Below are 18,863 nucleotides of genomic sequence, written 5' to 3'. Positions count from 1 at the left end.
ATAGGCACCGGCCCGGCGCACCGGGCGGCTAGGCTCCGGCGCGTGTCGTTCTGCGACGAGATCCGCGCCGCGTGCGCCCGCATCGCCCGCGACGCGGAGGCGGTGCGCATCGACCTCGGGGCGCTCGAGCGGTTCGCCGCCGCCGAGGACGTCGCCGAGCCGACGCTCGACCCCGAGCGCCACCACCTCGACGGTCCGCCCGAGGAGATCGCCCGCTACCTGCTGACCCTCGACGCGATCAACTTCGGGTCCGGCTGGTTCCCGACGCTCGCCAAGCGCACCGACGCCACCGGCCGAGCGGTCAGCGGCTACTTCACGGTCGCGTGGAACCTCGCCGATCACCACCGCGCGCACGGCGCCTGGACCAACGCGCAGCTGCGGGCGATGCGCACCGACGAGCTCGCCGCGATCCTCGGCCAGCGCGCCGACCACGAGCTGCTGTCGCTCTACGCGCAGGCGCTGCGCGAGCTCGGGCGCTTCCTCGGCGACCGGGACGTCCTGGCGGTCGTCGCGGACGCGCGCGGCTCGGCGGAGCGCCTGGCGCGGACGCTGGCGACCGGCATGACGCTGTTCGCCGACCCGGGCTTCGCCAAGCGCGCCCAGATCGTGCCGAACGACCTCGCGCTCGCCGGGGTGGCGGGCTTCGCCGACCTCGACCGGCTGACGATCTTCGCCGACAACCTCGTGCCCCACGTGCTGCGCCGCGACGGCGTGCTCGTCTACGCGCCCGGCCTGGCGGAGTGGATCGACGCCGGGAGGCTGCTGCCGTCCGGTCGCTGGGAGCGGGAGATCCGCGCCTGCGCGCTGCACGCGTGCGTGCTGCTGAGCCGCCGCACCGGGGTGCCGGAGCGGACCCTCGACACGTGGCTGTGGCAGCGCGGGCAGGCGCCGGAGTACAAGGCCCATCCGCGCCACCGCTGCCGCAGCGTGTACTACTGACCCCGTGGCCCACCTGCACCGCAACGTCGACGGGTTCGGCGAGGACGCCGCCGAGGCCTACGAGCGCGGCCGGGCCGGGTTCCCGCCCGTGGTGCTCGACGCGCTCGGGCTCGCCCCCGGCTCCCGGGTCCTGGACCTCGCCGCCGGCACCGGCCTGCTCGCGGGCGCCCTCCAGGACGCGGGGCACGACGTGGTGGCGGTCGAGCCGATGCCCGCGATGCGCTCGCGCCTCGCGCGACGGATCGGGGAGCGCCGGACCCTCGACGGGACCGCCGAGGCGATCCCGCTGCCCGACGCGACCGTCGACGCGGTCGTGGTCGCCGACGCCTTCCACTGGTTCGACGGCCCGGCGGCCGTGGCGGAGATCCACCGCGTGCTGCGTCCGGACGGCCGCTGCGTCCTGGTGTGGCGGGCGGCCGAGTGGCCGGACGCCCCGGAGTGGTGGCGGCGGCTCTGGGCGCGCATGGACCGGCTGCGCGGCGACCATCCGGGCTTCGTCGGGGACCAGGGCCGCGGGGCGTTCGACCGTCACGGGGGCTTCACCGCGCTGCAGCACACGACCGTCGACTTCGACAAGACCAGCGACGCCGAGGGGATGCTGGCGAACCTGCGGTCGATCTCCTACGTCGGGCTGCTGCCGGAGAACGTGCGGCGCGCGCTGCTGGACGACGTGCGCGCCGACCTGAAGGATGCGCGCGTCGGGACGTTCGTCGAGCCGCAGCGCGCCCACCTGTGGGCGACGCGGCGGCGCTAGGAGGGACCGCCTAGCAGCTCAGCCGCCGGCCGGGTTCGGCCCGCGGACGGGCCGCAGCGGCCGGACCTCGCCGACCTCGGCCTGGTCGGGGTCCTCCCCGGCCCGCTCGGCGACCGCGCGCTCCAGGGCGCCGATCCGCGCGGCGAGCCCCTTCAGGGCGTCGGCGACCGGATCGGGCAGGTGCACCCAGTCGGCGTCCGGCCCGGTCGGACGCCGCCCGTCGATGCGGACCGGGTGTCCGGGGTTGCCGACGACCGTGGAGTTCGGCGGCACGTCGTGGATGACGACCGTGTTGGCCCCGATCTTCGCGCCGTGCCCGACGGTGATCGGGCCGAGCAGCTTCGCGCCGGACCCGATCGTCACGTTGGCGCCGACCGTCGGATGGCGCTTGCCGGTCGCGAACCCGGTCCCGCCCAGCGTGACGCCCTGGTAGAGCGTCACGTCCTCGCCGACCTCGGCGGTCTCCCCGATCACGACGCCCATGCCGTGGTCGATGAACAGCCCGCGCCCGACCCGGGCGGCCGGGTGGATCTCGATGCCGGTGACCGTGCGCGTGACGTTCGCGATCGCGCGCGGGACCACGGGCACGCCGACCTCGTCGAGGGCGTGCGCGACGCGGTGCGCGAGCAGCGCGTGGACGCCGGGCCAGCTGGCGAGGATCTCCACCGACGAGACGCCCCGCGCCGCGGGGTCGCGCTCGTGGACGGCGCGGACGTCGCGGCGGACCTCCCCCGCGACCCGGGCCAACGTGCCGAGGCCGAACATGACGGATACCGTAGCGAGCCGATGACCTCCCCCCACGTGCTGATCCTCCACGGCTGGCAGGGCTCCGGGCCCGAGCACTGGCAGACCTGGCTCGCGGGACGGCTCGCCGCGCGCGGCCTGGACGTCCGCTACCCCGAGCTGCCGGACTGCGACACGCCCTGCCCGGACCGCTGGGGGATCGCCCTGCACGAGGAGCTCGCAGCGCTCGGGCACGACGGCGAGCGCGTCGTGGTCTGCCACTCGCTCGGCTGCGTGCTGTGGCTGCGCGAGGCGCGCCGCGTGCGCCCGGAGCACCGCGCCGACCGCGTGCTGCTCGTCGCCCCGCCGTGCCCCGGGGAGCACGTCGCCGAGCTCGCCGGCTTCTTCCCCACCGACGCGCGCCCCGACGAGGTCCGCGGCGCGGCCGACCGGACGCGGCTGGTCTGCGCCGAGAACGACCCGTACTGCCCCGGGGTCGGGGCCGCCGAGCACTGGGGCGCGCCGCTGGGGCTGCCCGTCGACCTGCTGCGCGGCGGCGGCCACCTCAACCCGGACGCGGGCTACGGGCCGTGGGCGGCGGTCGAGGAATGGGTGCTCGGGGAGCGCGAGGAGCTCGTCGCGTGATCGTCGACTGCGCCCTGTACGAGGACGGCGTCCGCCGCCCGGGGACGATCGAGCTCGCCGACGCGCTCGAGTCGTGCCGCCACGACGGCCGCGCGTTCGTGTGGATCGGGCTGCACGAGCCCGACGAGGCCGAGTTCGACGCGGTCCGCGACGAGTTCCGCCTGCACGAGCTGGCGATCGAGGACGCGGTGGTCGCCCACCAGCGCCCGAAGCTCGAGGTCTACGGCGACCACGTCTTCGTCGTGCTCAAGACCGTGGAGTACCGCGATCCCGACGAGGTGATCGACGTCGGCGAGATCCTCATGTTCGTCGCCCGCGAGTTCATCGTGACCGTCCGGCACGGGCGGCCGAGCCCGCTCTCGGAGGTCCGCGGCCGCCTGGAGGCGCGACCCGAGCTGCTGAAGCTCGGACCCAGCGCGGTCTTCCACGCGATCGTCGACCGGATCGTCGACGACTACGAGCCGGCCGTCCTGGGGGTCGAGAACGACATCCAGGAGGTCGAGGCGCAGGTCTTCACCGACGACCGCACGAGCAACCCGACCGAGCGGATCTTCCGGCTCGAGCGCGAGGTGCTGCAGTTCCAGCGCGCGGTGGTCCCGCTGGCGACCCCGCTGGACCGGCTGGCGCGTGGGCAGTTCGACGCAGTCCACGACGACCTGCACTCGTACTTCCGCGACGTCCACGACCACCTGCTGCGCGTCAGCTCGCAGATCGACACGCAGCGGCAGCTGCTCTCCAGCGCCCTGCAGGCCTACCTGGCACAGGTGTCGGTCCGGCAGAACGACGACATGCGCCGGATCGCGGCGTGGGCGGCGATCCTCGCGGTCCCCACCGCCCTCGCGGGGATCTATGGCATGAACTTCGAGCACATGCCCGAGCTGCGCTGGCAGTACGGGTACCCGCTGGTCATCGCGGTCATGGCGACGATCTGCAGCCTGCTGTACCGGCGCCTGCGCCGCGCCGGCTGGCTCTGAGCGGCGCCGGGGCGCCGCGCCCGGGTCCGCGGGGTTCAGCGCGGCTCGGGCTGGAAGAACGGGGCCGACACGTACCGCTCCCCGGAGTCCGGGAGGACGGTGGCGATCCGCTTGCCGCGCGACTCGGGCCGCGCGGCGACCTGCAGGGCGCCCCAGACGGCGGCGCCACACGACATGCCGGCGAGAACGCCCTCGGTGCGCGCGAGCGCCCAGGCGGTCTCGATCGCGTCGTCGTCGGGGCAGCTGAGGATCTCGTCCACCAGCTCACGGTCGAAGACCGGCGGGACGAAGCCGGCGCCCATTCCCTGGATGCGGTGCGGGCCGGGCCGGCCGCCGGAGAGGACCGGGGAGCTCAGCGGCTCGACCGCCACGACCTGGATCGTCGGGTCGCGGTCCTTCAGGAACGACGCGACGCCGGTGATCGTGCCGCCGGTGCCGACCCCGGCGACGAAGACGTCGATGTCGCCGTCGAGGGCCTCCCAGATCTCCGGGCCGGTGGTGGCACGGTGCGCCGCCGGGTTGGCCGGGTTGGCGAACTGCTCGGGCAGCCAGGTGTCGGGACCGGACGCGAGCCGGCGGGCGGCGTCGACCGCCTCGTTCATCCCACCCATCGACTCGATGATCTCGACGCGCGCGCCGTAGAGGCGCAGGAGCGACTCGCGCTCGCGGCTCATGCCCTGCGGGAGCGTGATGACGAGGTCGTAGCCCTTGGCGGCGCAGACGAACGCGAGCGCGATGCCCGTGTTGCCGGACGTCGCCTCGACGATCGTGGTGCGGCCGGGCTCGATGCGGCCTTCCGCCTCGGCGGTCTCGACCATCGCGAGGCCGATGCGGTCCTTGACCGAGCCGCCGGGGTTGAACGACTCGAGCTTCCCGAAGAGCTGCACGTCGTGCTCGGCCGGGATGATGCGGCTGAGCTGCACCATCGGGGTCCGACCGATGTGTTCCGCGATGTTGATCGGGATTCGCCCCATTGCGATCGAGTCTAGAGGGTGGGCCGGGTGGGTCCTCATACCGGTTCCCTACGTGGCTCCATCCGCAGGACGACGCGAGCTGCCGATGATGCTCCCAGGCAGCACCCTCCCCCTCTCCCGACCGGAACACCACCATGGCTCTCGTGATCGTCGCGACGCTCGTCGCCCTTCCCCTCGTCCTGCTCGTCGTCGACCTGCTCCGGCCGCGCCGGACCGGGACCGACCGGTTCGCCGGCGCGCCGCTTCAGGCCGCCGCCGACACGCCGGCCGGCGCCGCCACCGCGGACCCCGTGGCCGCGGCCGCCTCGCCGGTGCGCGCGCCGATCGCCGCGGCGCAGCGCCCGAGCACGACGGTCGCGCGCACCGAGCCGCAGGTCGTGCTCCCGGCGGCGCACGCGGACGCGCGCCCCGCCGTCCCCGCCGCCCTGCTGGGCGCCCTGCCCGCGACCGCCGGGGCGGCGCCCGCCCAGCTCGAGGGCCAGCGCGAGCGCCGCCGCGGGCGAACCGCGACGCGCCGCGACTACTTCGGTGACGGGCTGCTCGCGAGCACGGTCGCGCAGCGCAGCGACGCGGCCTAGAGCCGTCGCTGCCCGGACGGGCCGGGCGCGTCCCGGCCCCCGTCCAGCTGGCATCATCCGGCGAGCCCGTGCTGCTCGCCACCCTGCTCCTGACGCTCGCCGCGTCGTCCGTCACCGATCAGATCGAGCGCTGGTCGCCGGTCGTCCTGATGCTCATCGCCGGCGGGATCCTCTACCTGCGCCACCGGGACCGCCAGCGCGGTCCCGACGAGGACGACGACGAGGACTGGTAGGCCGCGCGGCCTGGGCGATCCGCCGTCGCGCGCTCCGGGTGACCCCGGCCGGTCGGCGGCGGCGCACGCCCGGTCCGCGCACGCCTCCCCCCGACCGAGCGCACCCGTGCCCATCCGGCGACCGCCGTACGAACCACCGCGCTGAGCGCGGGTTTCGCACGGCGGTCCGTCGAGCGGCCGGTCCACGACGCACGGCACCCGGACACGGAGGACCGTCCGCAGCGCCCCAAGCGCCCGTAGTCCTGCGCGTCGGCGCCCCCGAGCGGCGCACGTGACCAGGCAACCGCGCCGCGCGAGAAGCGCAGCGAGCTCAGGAGCGCTTCGCGGCCGCCGGTCCGACGGTCGGCGCGTCTAGATGTAGTACATCGTCTGGCCGCCGGCGCGCGCCTCGCGCTCGACGACGTCGGCGATCGTCAGACCGCCGAGCACCTGGCGCGCCGCGGCCGCCGCGTCCTCGAAGACGCCCTCGGCGTCGCGACCCAGCGGGCCCTCGAGCGTCTCGACGACCTCGAGCACCGTGATCGTCGACGGATCGCGCGCAAACGAGTAGCCGCCCTTGACGCCACGCTGGGACTTCAGCAGGCCCGCACGGCGCAGGACGGCGAAGAGCTGCTCGAGGAACTGCACCGGCACGTCGCGGCGGCGGGCGAGCTCCCCGATCGGGATCGGCGCCTCGTCGCCCGCGCGGGCGAGCTCGGCGAGCGCCTTCAGCGCGTACGGGCTCTTGGTGGTGATGGAGATCATCGGCGGGCGGCGGCGACTACCGTTGCGACGATCGTATGGCACTGATCGGCCGTCTCGCCCCGCCCCTGGCCCTGATGGGCCTGATCTTCTTCCTCTCGGCGCAGGAGGACCTGAGCTCCGGACTCGGCACCGCCGACCTGATCCTCCGCAAGCTCGCCCACATGACCGAGTACGGGCTGCTGTTCCTGCTGTGGCTGCGCGCGCTGGGCCGACCGTGGCGCCCGGGCGCGGCCGCGCTCGTCACCGTGCTCTACGCGGCCAGCGACGAGTGGCACCAGAGCTTCGTCACCGGCCGCCACGGCACGCCGGTCGACGTGCTCATCGACGCGACCGGGGTGCTGCTCGCCTGGCTGGCCTGGCGCGGCGGGCTGCTCGCCGCCGTCCGGCGGCGCGTCCGCCGGGCCTGAGGGCCGATCAGAGCCAGCCGCGCTCCGTCGCCATCAGCACGGCTTGGGCGCGATCGACCGCGCCGAGCTTGCCGTAGATGTTGTGCAGGTGCGTGCGGACCGTGGAGGTCGACAGCGACAGCTCGAGCGCGATCTGCTTGTAGACCTTGCCCTCGGCCAGGCGCTTGAGCACCTCGACCTCGCGGCCGGAGAGCGGGCAGGGGTCGATCTGCCGGGTCCGCCCGGTCGTCGGGTACGGCAGGTCGTACATCACGGCGCGCAGCTCGGTCGGTCCGAGGCCGATCACCCGCGCGGTCTTGAGCAGCTCCGTCGGCGACACGGGCAGGCCCTGCGCGTAGTGCGCGAGCATGTCCGCGAGGCGCACGAACGCGGCCTCGCCGGTCGCGTCGTCGGCGTGGTGGCGCTCGATGACCGACGCCACCGCCTTCGGCAGGCCCCAGCGGCGCGCGAGGACGCCACCGACGAGCGCATGGTCGACGCCGAGCTCACGCCGCTCGCGGTGGATGCGCTCCTCGGGCGTGCGGGCGTCACCGTGGACCTTCGCCGGGTAGCCCGGGTAGGCGTGCATCAGGACGAGCTTGCCGATGTCGTGCAGCAGCGCCGTGACCATCAGGCGGTCGCGGTCCTCGTAGCCCGCCTCGGTCGCGAGCCGGTCGGCGGCGCGCTGGGTGGCGACGCCGTGCAGCCGGAAGCGCTCGGGCGCCGCGTCCCAGACGGCGCTGCGCTCGAAGAAGTCGAAGGTGCGGGCGCGGCTCGCGAGGCCCTGCACGGCCTCCGGGGAGAGCAGCTCGACCGCCTGCACGACGCTCTCGACCTTGCCGCGGGTCTTGCCCTCGACCTGGTTGCCCAGGCGCAGCACCGCGATCACGAGCGCGACGTCGCTCTCCACCGCGGCGACGACGTCGCTGGTCGAGACGCGCTCCTGCTGCACGAGCGCCAGCAGGCGGTTGCGGGACTCGGCCAGGGCGGGGAACGCCTCGAGCGCCTCGAACGCAGCGGTGAGCCGGCGGCCGTGGCCCTCGTTGTGGTGGCGCTGTGCTCCGGCCGTCTCGGCGGTGGCGGGCGACATGGCGGTGGCGGTGGGACTCAGGGTCATCGGGGGGACGTCTCCGGTGGCGTGCAGGGGGGACGTCCCGGTTATCGGCAGGGATGGACGGATGATTGAGCGCGGATCGGACGATCGCCCGGGCGACCGTCCGGGATGGCGCGCAGCCGCTCTCGCTCAGTCCGTGATCGCCGCGTCGATGCGACGTAGCGTCTCGTCGCGGCCGAGCACCACGACGGTCTCGAAGATCCCCGGGGACACGGTCGTGCCCGCGAGCGCGACGCGGATCGGCTGGAAGACCTGCTTGGGCTTGGCCTCCCGGGCCGCGACGACCCCGCGGAGCGTCTCGTCGACCGCCTCGACGGTGAACCCGTCCGGCGGCAGGGCCGCCAGCGCGGCACGGACGTCGGCGAGCGCCGCCCGGCCCGCGTCGTCGAGCCACTGCGCGCGGGACTTCTCGTCCTCGGTGGTCGGCCCGTCGAAGAAGAACCCGACCAGCGGCCAGAAGTCCGCGAACGTCTGGATCTTCTCGTGGCTGATCTCGACGACCGCGCGCAGCCCCTCGCGGCCGGTGAACCGCTCGAGTTCCGCGGTCAGCTCGTCGAGCGACAGCTCCCGCAGGTAGCGGCCGTTGAGCCAGCGCAGCTTCTGCTCGTCGAACCGCGCCGGGTTCTTCGACACGCGCGAGATGTCGAACCGCTTCACGAGCTCGTCGGTGGCGATGATCGTCTCGTCGTCCTCGTCGCCCCAGCCGAGCAGCGCGAGGTAGTTGCGGATCGCCGCCGGCAGGTAGCCCGCGTCGCGGAGCTCCTGCACCGACGCGGCCCCGTGGCGCTTGCTGAGCTTCTTGCCGTCCGGCCCGTGCAGCAGCGGCAGGTGCGCGAACTGCGGCGGCTCCGCCCCCAGCGCCCGGTAGACGAGCAGCTGCTTCGGCGTGTTGGAGAGGTGGTCCTCCCCGCGGATGACGTGGGTGATGCCGGCGTCGAGGTCGTCGACCGCGACCGCGAAGTTGTAGAGCACGCGACTGTCGGCCCGGGCGATCACCGGGTCGTCGAGGTGGACGGTCCGGAAGGTCGTGTCACCGCGCACGAGGTCGTGGACGACGAGCTCCTCGTCGTCCGGGACCCGCAGGCGCACCGCCCCCTCCCCCTCGTCCTGCCCGCGGAACCCGCGGTCGTGCCCGTGCTGCTCCTTGTAGGCCTTGACGTCGTCGGCGGTCGCGGTCGTGCGGTACGCGAGGCCCGCGTCGAGCAGCTGCTGCAGCGCCTCGCCGTGCCGGTCGGCGCGCGCGACCTGGCTGATCGGGCCCTCGTCCCAGTCGAGCTCCAGCCACCGCAGCGCGTCGAGGATCTGCTCCACGTTCTCGGGGGTGGAGCGCTCCAGGTCGGTATCTTCGATGCGCAGCACGAACGTGCCGCCGGAGCCGCGGGCGACGAACCAGTTGTAGAGCGCAGCGCGCGCGCCGCCGATGTGCAGCGCGCCCGTGGGAGATGGAGCGAAGCGAACCCTCATGAGCCTGGACACTACGAGGCCGACGTGCTGATCGGCTGCCACGTCTCGACCGCCGGTGGTCTGCACGAGGCGGTGAAGCGCGGCGAGGAGGTCGGCTGCGACGCCATCCAGATCTTCAACCAGTCGCCGCGCATGTGGAAGCCGACCGCGTACTCCGAGGACGACTTCGCCGCGTTCCGCGAGGCGATGGCCGCCTCGCGCGTGCAGTCGGTGGTCATCCACGCCGTGTACCTGATCAACAGCGCCTCCGACGATCCCGAGCTGCGCGCGAAGTCCCTGACCTCGCTGGTGCAGGCGCTGACGATCGGGGCGGGGATCGGCGCCGACGGCGTCGTGCTGCACCCGGGCTCGGCCAAGACCGGGGACGTCGGCGAGGCGATCGCCCGCTGCGGCGAGACGCTGAAGGAGGCGCTCGCGCAGACCGCCGGGTGCGACCTGCTGCTCGAGGACACCGCCGGCACCGGCGGCACGCTCGGCCGGTCGTTCGCGGAGCTGCAGGCGCTGATCGACGCGTCGGGTGGCGACGAGCGCCTGGGCCTGTGCCTGGACTCCTGCCACCTGCTGGCCTCCGGCTACGACGTGCGCACCCAGGAGGGCCTCACCGCGGTCCTCGACGACTGCGACGAGGTCGTCGGCCTCGACCGGCTGCGCTGCCTGCACGTCAACGACTCGCAGACGCCGCTGGGCTCCAACCGCGACCGGCACGCCCCGCTCGGCGAGGGCGAGATCGGGCGCGCCGGCTGCGCCGCGTTCTTCAGCGAGCCGCGGTTCGAGGGCCTGCCGATGATCTTCGAGGGGCCCGGCGTGGAGGGCAAGGGCGTCGTCGCGCGCGACCTCGAGATCGCCCGGGAGCTGCGCGCCGAGGGGCGCGCCGCCCGCGGACTCGACGGCTGACGCCGACCGGCCTGCGCGCCGCCGAGGGCGGCGCGGGCGTCAGGCGATGGGCGTGGAGACGGCCGAGGACCGGATCGCCCGGTCGAGCTCGGCGCGCAGGGTCGGCGTGTTGTTGCCGCGGTAGTCGGCGCCGAGGCGCAGGTGCCGCAGGCCCGAGGTGGTGCTGACCTCGAGCACGACCTCGCTCTCGCCGGGGAAGTTGCCGAGCACGTACTTCAGCTCGTCGATCACGGACGCCTGCACCTGCGTGGCGTCGAGCTTGACGCGGATGTCCTCGGGACCGCGCTGCAGCTCGGCGAGCTGCACCTCGGCGGCGGCGACCTGCGCCTCGGAGGGCTCGAACTTCTCCATCGAGGAGATCACCATCGAGGTGCCGCGATCGCCGTGCTCGACCTTGCCCTTGACGAGCACGACCGTGTCGACGGTCAACAGGTCCCCGTACTCGGTGATCGTCTTCTCGAACGCGATCGCCTCCAGCGTGCCCTCGAGGTCGTCGACGGTCACGAACATCATCTGGCTGCCGGTGCGGGTGCGCAGCTGCCGGGTCGCGGCGATGATCCCGCCGACCGTCACCCAGTCGCCGTGCTTGACCTTCTCGATGTCGCCCAGCGACACGTCGGCCTTCACCTGCAGGGCGGCGCGGACGTCCTTGAGCGGGTGCGCGGAGACGAAGACGCCGATCGCCTCCTTCTCGAACGCGAGCAGCTCGTTCTTCTCGAACTCCTCGGCCGGGATCGGCGGGTGCTGCACCGCGAACGGGTTGGCGCCCCGGGCGGTCCCGCCCGCCCCGTCGTCCATCCCGAGGTCGAAGATCGAGCCCTGGCCGATCTGCGCGTCCTGCTGGACCTTCTGGCCGGCGGCCTGCGCCTGCTCGAGCACCTCGAGCATGCCCTTGCGGCTGTGCCCGGTCTGGTCGAACGCGCCGGACTTGATCAGCGCCTCGATCGTCTTGCGGTTCGCGGAGCGGTAGTCGACGCGCTCGCAGAAGTCCCACAGGGACGCGAACGGCCCGCCGTCGTCGCGCGCCTTCTTGATCGCCTCGACCGCGCCGTGACCGACGCCCTTCACGGCGTCGAGGCCGAAGCGGATCGCGCCGTCGACGACGACGAACTCGTGGTCGGAGACGTTCACGCACGGCGGCAGGATCGCGATCCCCATCTCGTCGCAGCGCGCGACGAAGAACGGGACCTTGTCCTTCGTGTTCATGACCGAGCTGATCAGCGCGGCCATGTACTCGGCGGGATGGTTGGCCTTCAGCCACGCCGTCCGGTACGAGATCAGGGCGTAGCAGGCGGCGTGCGACTTGTTGAACGAGTAGTCGGCGGACTTCTCGTTGGTCGTCCACAGCTGCTCGATCAGCCCGCGGTCGACCCCGTTCCTGGCGCAGCCCTCGAAGAAGACCGGCTTGAGCTTGGCCATCGCCTCGCGGTTCTTCTTGCCGATCGCCTTGCGCAGGTCGTCCGCCTGCGCACCCGTGAACCCGGCGAGCTCCTTGGAGATGAGCATCGCCTGCTCCTGGTACAGGATGACCCCGTACGTCGGACCGATGATCGGCTCGAGCCGCTCGTCCTCGATGCGGACGGTGCTCGGGTCCTTCTTGCCCCGCGCGTACGTGGGGATCTGGTCCATGGCGCCCGGCCGGTACAGCGACACGAGCGCGACGAGGTCGTCGAAGACGGTCGGCTTGACCTTCTTCAGGGCCTCGCGCATGCCCTCGGACTCGAACTGGAACACGCCGACCGAGTCGCCGCGGGCGAGCATGTCGTAGGTCTTGCCGTCGTCGAGCGGCAGCGTGTTCATGTCCGGCCGCTCGCCGGTGGACCGCTCGATGATGTCCAGCGCGTCCTCGATGACGTCGAGGTTGCGCAGGCCCAGGAAGTCCATCTTCAGGAGGCCGAGCTCCTCGACGGGCTTCATCGAGAACTGCGTGACGAGCTTGTAGTTGCGCTCGCCGCCGGGCAGCGACGGCCCCGACTTGTCCTCCGTGAGCTGCACGGGGACGACGTCGGTCAGCGGCATGCCGGCGATGACGACCGCGGCGGCGTGGATCGAGTTGTTGCGCACGACGCCCTCGAGACCGCGGGCGACGTCGATGACCTGCTTGGCGGTGGGGTCGCTGTCGTAGCGGACGCGCAGCGGCTCGCCGTCGGCCATGCAGGACTCGAAGCTCGGGTTGCGGCCCTGCTCGGGCTCCGGCACGAGCTGGGAGATCTCCTCCCCCACCTGGTAGGGGTGGCCGAGCACGCGGGCGGCGTCCTTGGTGGCCGCGCGCGGGGCCATCTTGCCGAAGGTGATGATCTGCGCGACCGACTCGCGGCCGTACTTGCCCACGACGTACTGCATGACCTTCTCCCGGCCGCGGACCGAGAAGTCGATGTCGATATCGGGCATGGACACGCGCTCGGGGTTCAGGAACCGCTCGAACAGCAGGTCGTACTTCAGGGGGTCGAGGTCGGTGATGCGCAGCGAGTACGCGATCAGCGAGCCGGCGGCCGAGCCGCGGCCGGGACCGACCGCGATGCCGTGGTCCTTCGCGTACTTGACGAAGTCCCAGACGATCAGGAAGTAGGCGTTGAAGCCCATGCGGTCGATGACCCCGAGCTCCATCTCCATCCGCTCGATCGCGTCCGCGGGGATCGGCGCGCCGTAGCGCTCGACCAGCCCGGCGAGCACGAGCTCGCGCAGGTACGCCTTCTCGTCCTCCCCCTCGGGCAGGAACCGCGGGATGAGCTGGCCGCCGAGCGGGATCTCGACCTCGCAGCGCTCGGCGATCTCGAGCGTCGACGCGAGCGCCTCGGGATGGTCCGCGAAGTCGCTGGCCATCTCCTCGTTGCTCTTGAGGAAGAACTCGTTCGTGTCGAACGACAGCTTCGGCTCGGCGAGCGTCGACTTCGTGTTGACGCACAGCAGCGCCGCGTGGTGGTGGTAGTCCTCGCGCCGCAGGTAGTGGACGTCACCGGTGCCGACGAGGCGGCCGCCGAGCTCGCGTGCGAGCTTCACGACGCCCTCGTTGACGACCGTCTGCTCCGGGATCCCGTTCTGCTGGATCTCGAAGTACACGTTCTCCTTGCCGAACGCGGCCTGGAGGTCGCCGACGTGCGCGCGCGCCTCCTCGTAGGCGCCGTCGACCAGCCGCTGCGAGGAGCGCGAGGCGAGGCAGCCCGTCAGCGCGATGACCCCGCCGCCGTAGGTCTGCAGCTGCCCCATGTCGATCTGGGGCTTGCCCATGTTCAGGCCCTCGGTGAAGCCCATCGACGAGAGCCGCACGAGGTTCTGGTAGCCCTCGTTGGTGCGGGCCAGCAGCGTCAGGTGGTTGCGCTCGCCGCGGCCGCGGTGGGCGTGGTCGTCGACGTAGTAGATCTCGCAGCCGAGGATCGGCTTGATCCCGTGCTTGCGGCACGCCTTGTAGTGCTCGACCGCGCCGTTCATCACGCCGTGGTCGGTGAGCCCGAGGGCGGGCTGCCCGAACTCGGCGGCGCGCTTGGCGAGCCCGTCGATCTTGCAGTGCCCGTCGAGCAGCGAGTACTCGGAGTGGACGTGGAGATGCGCGACGGTCGGGGCGGACACGGGCTAGCGAGGGTACGGGTCGCGGCGGACGGCTCGGCCCGTCACCGGCGCAGCCCCTGCGCCTCGTGGAACAGGCCGTGCAGGCGCTCGGCGGCGTCCCCGTCACCGTGCAGCGCGACCCGCTCGCCGGGCGGCGGGACGGCCCCGCCGAGCAGCGCCGGGAGCGTGCGCCCGTCGAGCTCGACGCGCGCGGCGGCACCGTCGGGAGCGGGCCCGTCGTCGACCCGGACCGCGCCGTCGACGGCGACGTGGAGCGTGGTGCCGTCCGCGAGCGCGTAGTCGACGGCGAACGCGGGACCGGTGACCGCCGCGGGATCGACCGCGGCCGCGAGCAGGCGCAGCAGGTCGCCGCCCTGGACCGGGACGCCGGCGGCGGCGATCTCGGCGATGCCGACCGGGGTCCGCAGGTCCTTCACGAGTCGCCGCAGGCGGCGACGCCGACCACCGACGTGCAGGTCCCCGGGCCGGCGGCCGGTGCCCCCGGCGGCGAACGCGACGATCGAGGCGAGCGGGCCGCGGACGGCGAAGTCGACGTCCCCGCCGGTCCCGGCGTCGCGGCGGTCGACCGTCGCCGTGCCGGCCTTCAGCCGCACGTGCCAGGTCTCCCCCTCGCCGACGGTCACGTCGTAGGCGAGGTCACGCCGCGAGCGCTGCGCGTGGGTCGCCAGGATGGCGGGCAGCACGCGGGCGGCGAGCGCCGGGTCCGTGGCGGCCGCGGCGACGAGCGCCGGCCCCAGCCACGCGGCGGGCGGGCCGCCCGCCGCGACCAGGTCGACGAAGCGCGGCGTGTCCGCGGACGGGCGCGACGGGACGGCCGGGAGCACGGGCGCCGGGCCCACGGGCGGCACGACCTCGTCGGGCCCGTCCTCGGCCGCGGCGAACGGTGGCGACGGCGCGTCGCCGGAGGGTTCGTCCGCGACCGGATCGGCGACGCCACCCACGGCCGGCGGGTCGGTCGGCGGGACCTCCACCGGGGCCGCGGCCGCGCGCGTCCCGGCGGCGGCCGTCGGCGGCTCGGGGGTGACGGGGACGCGGCCCGCGGCGATCTCCTCGAGCTCGCGCAGCACGGCGTCCTCCGCGACGGGGGCCGACGGGTCCGGCGCGGCGGTCACCGGCGGCGCGACGTCCGGTGCGTCCGACGACGCGGGCGCGTCCGCGGGTGCCGCGGGCGGGGCGGCGGTCTCCGCGGCGGTCGTGTGCGCCACCCGGGAGCGCAGGCGCTCGGCGGCGGCCTGCAGGTCCCCGATCAGTGCGGCCGTGTCGGCGTCGAGGTCCGCCACGTCGAGCCGCGCGGGCGCCCGCAGCGGCCCCTCGGGCTCCTCGGGCGCGGGCTGCGGCGCCTCGAGCGCGCTCGCGCGCTGCGCCTCGGCCGCGTCCTGGGCGGCGCGGACGCGGTCGAGCTCCGCCCGCACCGTCTCCAGCGCCTCGCGCGCCGCCGCCTCCGACGCCACCCGGGCGGCGAGCTCGCGCTCGAGCTCCTCGCGCACGCGTCCCGCCTCGGCCGCCAGCTCGCGGTCCTCCCGGTGGGCGGCGCGCTCCGCCTCCAGCTGCGCCTCGAGCGCGTGACGGGCGATCCGCTCCGCCTCGAGCTGCTCGCGCAGCTCCTCCGCCGCGCCGCCGAGCTGGCCCCGCAGGGCGGCGATCCGCTCCTCCATCGCCTCGAGCTCGTGGGCGAAACGCAGACGCTCCTCCTCGACCTGGCCCCGCAGGCGCCGGCGCGTCTCCTCGAGCTCCTGCTCGAAGCCCGCCCGCAGCGTCGCCGCCGTGTCGACGAGCTCGGCGACGAGCGCCTCGACCGCGGCGTCCCGCTCGACGCGCGCCGCCTCCTGGGCATCGACCTCCTGCAGGCGGCCGCGCAGCTCGGTGATCGCGTCGCGGACCTGGTGCTCGAGCTCGACCCGCCGCCGCAGCTCCTCGACGAGCGCCTCGTGGGCGGCGGTCGCCTCCGCCGCGTCCTGGCGGGCGCGCTGCGCCTCGGCCCGGGCGGCGTCGGCCTCGACGGCGAGCCGGTCGCGCTCGGCGGTCAGCGCCTCCCGCTCCAGCCTCGCGCGGTCCTCCACGCGTCCCCGCTCCTGCTCGAGCGCCGCGATCGCCGCCTCCTTGGCGACCCGCTCGGCCACGAGGCGCGCCTCGAGCTCCTCGGTCGCGCCATGGACCTGCGTGTGCAGGCCGGAGGCCCTCGCCTCCAGGTCGGCGACGCGCTGCGCGAACTCCTGGCGCTGCACCTCGAGCTCGGTCCGCAGCGCCTCCTCACGGGCGCGCAGCTCGTCCCGGCCGCGCTGCCGCTCGGTCTCCAGCTCGATGCCCAGCTGCTCCTCGCGGGCACGCCACGAGGCCCGCTCGGCGTCCAGGCGGCCCTGGAGCGCGACGGCGTCCGCGGCGGTCCGCGGCTCCTGCAGCAGCCGCTCGCGCTCGGCCAGCCCCGCGCGCGCGGTGGCGAGCTCGCCGCGGACGGCCTCGAGCTCGGCGAGCAGCCGCTCGCGCTCGGCGGACGCCGCGTCGCGCTCCTGGGTGCGCCGGTCGAGCTCGTGCTGCAGCAGCGTGATCTCGGCGGCGGCCCGCTCGCGCTCGGCGGCGAGCTGGTCCTCCAGCGCGGCGCGGCGCTCGCGCTCGGCGCGCAGCGTGCCGTCGAGCTCGTCGGCGAACGACTGCAGCGCGACGATCTCGGCCTCGAGGCTCTCGCGCCGGCGGTCGAGCTCCAGGCCCGCCTCGCGCGCCTGCTGCTCCAGCCGCTCGACCTCGGCGACGCGGCGGCGCAGGTCCTCCTCCTGCTCGGCCAGGAGCGCGCGGCGCTCGCCGCCGCCGGTCTCGCGACGGGTCGACCGGGCCCGCTCGTGGGCGGCGACGCGCGCGGCCTCGACGGCCTCGCGGCGGGCCTGCTCCAGCTCGACCGTCAGCTCGTGGACGCGCTCCTCGGCGTCGGCGAGACGGCGGCGCAGCGCGTCGAGCTCCTCGCGGCCCGTCCGGCGGGCCGCGGCGGCCTCGTCCTCGGCCTCCACCCGCCGCTGCTGCTCGGCGAACTCCCGCTGCTCGGCGGTGCGCAGCGCGATCTCCCGCCGCTGCAGCTCCGCCGCGAGCGTCTCCTGCTCGGTCCGCGCGCGCTGCAGCTCGTGCTCGGCCTCCGCGAGGCGGGTGGCCAGCAGGACGCGATCCTGCTCGGCGCGGTTGACGCGGCTGAGCAGGGACTCCTCCGCGATCTCGGCGCGCCGCGCCCGGCGTTCGGCGAGCACCGCCGGGTCGACGACGCTGCGCTCGTCGGACGCCGTGGCGTCCTCGTCTCCGGGGGGCTGACCGACGGGATCCATTCACCCCAAGGGTAGGTGGCCCGGAGAGGATGCGCGCCGAGTTTCCCGCACCGTGCGGATTTTTCCCGGACCGGTCGGTCAGGCGCCTGCAGCGGCGCTCTCACGCCGCGACTCGGCGACCGCGATCGCGACGATCGCGCCGCCGACGACCCCGGCCGCGACGACGCGACGCGAGGGCACGAGCCAGCCGTAGCGGCGGCGCACGTACCACTTCGCGCCGTGCCAGACGGCGAAGCCCAGGAGCTCGTAGCCGGAGCGCTTCATGCCCCGCGACCTACCCGGCCCCGGGGCTGCGCGAACGCGCCGCTCACCGGTTGCGCAGCCGGTGGGCCATCCGCGACTGCAGCGACCACAGCTCGATGAAGCCCGGGGACGCCTGCTGGCTGAAGAGGCCGCCCGAGGTCTCGAACGTGGCGAGCGCCGCGTCGTAGACCGCGTTGGGGCTCTCGCGCGTCACCGCGCGGCAGTTGCCCTTGAAGAGCTTCAGGCCGATCGTGCCGGTCACCTGCTCGTTGACCGAGTCCATGTACGCGTCGAGGTTCTCGCGCAGCGGCTCCCACCACAGGCCGGCGTACACGAGGTAGCCCCACTGGCGGTCGAGGTCGCCCTTGAACTGGTTCTGGTGGATCGTGCCGACGAGCCGCTCGAGCTCGGCGTGGGCGGTGAGGATGATCTTGGCCGCCGGGACCTCGTAGATGTCGCGGACCTTCAGCCCGACGATCCGGTCCTCGATGTGGTCGACGATGCCGACGCCGTGCTTCATGCCCGCCTCGGCCGCGGTCTCCAGCAGCTCGACGAGCCCCATCTCCTGGCCGTTCCAGGCGACCGGAACGCCCTGCTCGAAGGTGACGGTGACGATCTCGGGCTCGTCGGGCGCGACCTCGGGCCGCGTCACGAGCTGGAAGACGTCGTCGTCCGGCGCGTGCGTGAGGTCCTCGATCCACTTGCCCTCGGACGAGCGGCCCCAGAGGTTGTCGTCGATCGAGTACGGCGTCGTCTCGGCGCCGCCCTTGATCGGGATGCCGTGCTCGCGCGCGTAGGCGATCTCCTCCTCACGGCCCATCTGCCAGCCGCGGACCGGGGCGATGACCTTCAGCTCGGGGGCGAGCGTCGCGACCGTCGCCTCGATCCGGACCTGGTCGTTGCCCTTGCCCGTGCAGCCGTGGGCGATCGTGTCGCAGTTGTGCAGCCGCGCGTACTCGACCGCGAGCTTCGCGATCAGCGGCCGGCCGAGCGCGGTGAAGAGCGGGTAGTCCAGGCCGTAGTTCGCGTTGGCCTTGATCGCCGGGACGATGAAGTCGCGGGCGAACTCCTCGCGCGCGTCGACGACCTCGGCGGCGACCGCACCGAGCTGCGTGGCCTTGCCCTTGACGACGTCGTAGTCCTCCCCGGGCTGACCGAGGTTGATCGTGAGCGCCACGACCTCCGCGTCGTACTCATCCTGGATCCACTTGAGCATGACGCTCGTGTCGAGCCCGCCGCTGTACAGCAGCAGGACGCGGTGGACCTCGTCGGGCTCGGCGAGGTAGCTGGCGGTGCGGGTGCGGGGCTCGGTCATTCTGGGCTGGA

17 protein-coding genes are annotated in these 18,863 nt (G+C 73.9%); 8 read left to right on the top strand and 9 right to left on the bottom strand.

The genetic code is table 11. The annotated features are described in order from the left end of the window. The first annotated feature begins 42 nt into the window (after nucleotides 1-42). Both C7Y72_RS22230 and C7Y72_RS22225 read left to right on the top strand, forming a co-directional pair. Complete coding sequence (locus C7Y72_RS22230; protein WP_107571407.1) at nucleotides 43-939, top strand: queuosine salvage family protein; 897 nt, start codon at nucleotides 43-45, stop codon at nucleotides 937-939. A gap of 4 nt (nucleotides 940-943) precedes the next feature. Beyond that, on the top strand, nucleotides 944-1,693 hold the full coding sequence (locus tag C7Y72_RS22225; protein ID WP_158277005.1) for a class I SAM-dependent methyltransferase: 750 nt from the start codon (nucleotides 944-946) through the stop codon (nucleotides 1,691-1,693). Between the two features lie 18 nt (nucleotides 1,694-1,711). Here the strand turns inward: C7Y72_RS22225 and cysE are convergent, their stop codons facing one another. After that, nucleotides 1,712-2,458, bottom strand: coding sequence for a serine O-acetyltransferase (gene cysE, locus C7Y72_RS22220; RefSeq protein ID WP_107571405.1), 747 nt, complete (start codon nucleotides 2,456-2,458; stop codon nucleotides 1,712-1,714). 21 nt (nucleotides 2,459-2,479) lie between these two features. Between cysE and C7Y72_RS22215 the strand changes: the two genes are divergently transcribed. After that, nucleotides 2,480-3,061, top strand: a complete 582-nt coding sequence (locus tag C7Y72_RS22215; RefSeq protein WP_107571404.1) for an RBBP9/YdeN family alpha/beta hydrolase — start codon at nucleotides 2,480-2,482, stop codon at nucleotides 3,059-3,061. Then, nucleotides 3,025-4,035 carry a magnesium/cobalt transporter CorA gene (gene corA, locus C7Y72_RS22210; RefSeq protein ID WP_107571403.1) on the top strand — a complete coding sequence of 337 codons (1,011 nt, stop codon included), beginning with the start codon at nucleotides 3,025-3,027 and terminating at the stop codon, nucleotides 4,033-4,035. Before C7Y72_RS22215 ends, corA begins: the two co-directional genes overlap by 37 nt. Nucleotides 4,036-4,070: 35 nt before the next feature. Here the strand turns inward: corA and cysK are convergent, their stop codons facing one another. Further along, nucleotides 4,071-5,009 (bottom strand): cysteine synthase A, encoded by a 939-nt coding sequence (gene cysK / locus C7Y72_RS22205; RefSeq protein WP_107571402.1) that lies wholly within the window; start codon nucleotides 5,007-5,009, stop codon nucleotides 4,071-4,073. A 134-nt stretch (nucleotides 5,010-5,143) separates the two neighbouring features. Here cysK and C7Y72_RS22200 point away from each other — a divergent pair, with 134 nt between their 5' ends. Beyond that, a complete protein-coding gene (locus C7Y72_RS22200) occupies nucleotides 5,144-5,587 on the top strand; it encodes a hypothetical protein (RefSeq protein WP_146175497.1) in 444 nt (147 codons plus the stop codon). Between the two features lie 68 nt (nucleotides 5,588-5,655). Next, nucleotides 5,656-5,820 carry a hypothetical protein gene (locus tag C7Y72_RS23645; protein WP_154732346.1) on the top strand — a complete coding sequence of 55 codons (165 nt, stop codon included), beginning with the start codon at nucleotides 5,656-5,658 and terminating at the stop codon, nucleotides 5,818-5,820. Nucleotides 5,821-6,171: 351 nt separating this feature from the next. Here the strand turns inward: C7Y72_RS23645 and C7Y72_RS22195 are convergent, their stop codons facing one another. Further along, nucleotides 6,172-6,564, bottom strand: a complete 393-nt coding sequence (locus C7Y72_RS22195; RefSeq protein WP_107571400.1) for an RrF2 family transcriptional regulator — start codon at nucleotides 6,562-6,564, stop codon at nucleotides 6,172-6,174. 35 nt (nucleotides 6,565-6,599) lie between these two features. On the opposite strand from C7Y72_RS22195, the gene C7Y72_RS22190 reads away from it, so the two are divergent. Next, nucleotides 6,600-6,971 carry a VanZ family protein gene (locus C7Y72_RS22190; RefSeq protein ID WP_107571399.1) on the top strand — a complete coding sequence of 124 codons (372 nt, stop codon included), beginning with the start codon at nucleotides 6,600-6,602 and terminating at the stop codon, nucleotides 6,969-6,971. 7 nt (nucleotides 6,972-6,978) lie between these two features. Here C7Y72_RS22190 and C7Y72_RS22185 read toward each other — a convergent pair whose 3' ends face one another. Then, the gene (locus C7Y72_RS22185) at nucleotides 6,979-8,067 is read right to left on the bottom strand and encodes an HDOD domain-containing protein (protein WP_107571398.1); all 1,089 of its coding nucleotides are present in this window, start codon (nucleotides 8,065-8,067) and stop codon (nucleotides 6,979-6,981) included. A 126-nt stretch (nucleotides 8,068-8,193) separates the two neighbouring features. After that, nucleotides 8,194-9,528 carry a glutamate--tRNA ligase gene (gene gltX / locus C7Y72_RS22180; RefSeq protein ID WP_107571397.1) on the bottom strand — a complete coding sequence of 445 codons (1,335 nt, stop codon included), beginning with the start codon at nucleotides 9,526-9,528 and terminating at the stop codon, nucleotides 8,194-8,196. A 24-nt stretch (nucleotides 9,529-9,552) separates the two neighbouring features. Here gltX and C7Y72_RS22175 point away from each other — a divergent pair, with 24 nt between their 5' ends. After that, nucleotides 9,553-10,422, top strand: a complete 870-nt coding sequence (locus tag C7Y72_RS22175) for a deoxyribonuclease IV (protein ID WP_107571396.1) — start codon at nucleotides 9,553-9,555, stop codon at nucleotides 10,420-10,422. A gap of 39 nt (nucleotides 10,423-10,461) precedes the next feature. Here C7Y72_RS22175 and dnaE read toward each other — a convergent pair whose 3' ends face one another. The 4 genes from dnaE to C7Y72_RS22155 form a co-directional block, all read right to left on the bottom strand. Continuing rightward, nucleotides 10,462-13,989 (bottom strand): DNA polymerase III subunit alpha, encoded by a 3,528-nt coding sequence (gene dnaE / locus C7Y72_RS22170; RefSeq protein ID WP_107571395.1) that lies wholly within the window; start codon nucleotides 13,987-13,989, stop codon nucleotides 10,462-10,464. A gap of 41 nt (nucleotides 13,990-14,030) precedes the next feature. After that, a complete protein-coding gene (locus C7Y72_RS24215) occupies nucleotides 14,031-17,294 on the bottom strand; it encodes a hypothetical protein (RefSeq protein WP_107571394.1) in 3,264 nt (1,087 codons plus the stop codon). A gap of 78 nt (nucleotides 17,295-17,372) precedes the next feature. Next, nucleotides 17,373-17,558, bottom strand: a complete 186-nt coding sequence (locus tag C7Y72_RS22160) for a hypothetical protein (protein WP_107571393.1) — start codon at nucleotides 17,556-17,558, stop codon at nucleotides 17,373-17,375. Nucleotides 17,559-17,601: 43 nt separating this feature from the next. Next, nucleotides 17,602-18,852: an argininosuccinate synthase gene (locus C7Y72_RS22155; RefSeq protein WP_107571392.1), complete on the bottom strand. Its 1,251-nt coding sequence runs from the start codon at nucleotides 18,850-18,852 to the stop codon at nucleotides 17,602-17,604. Between the last annotated feature and the right edge of the window lie 11 nt (nucleotides 18,853-18,863).

The organism is Paraconexibacter algicola, assembly GCF_003044185.1.
Taxonomy (GTDB): domain Bacteria; phylum Actinomycetota; class Thermoleophilia; order Solirubrobacterales; family Solirubrobacteraceae; genus Paraconexibacter; species Paraconexibacter algicola.
The sequence above is the reverse complement of the archived record's forward strand: the minus strand, read 5'-3'. Positions and strand labels throughout refer to the sequence as shown.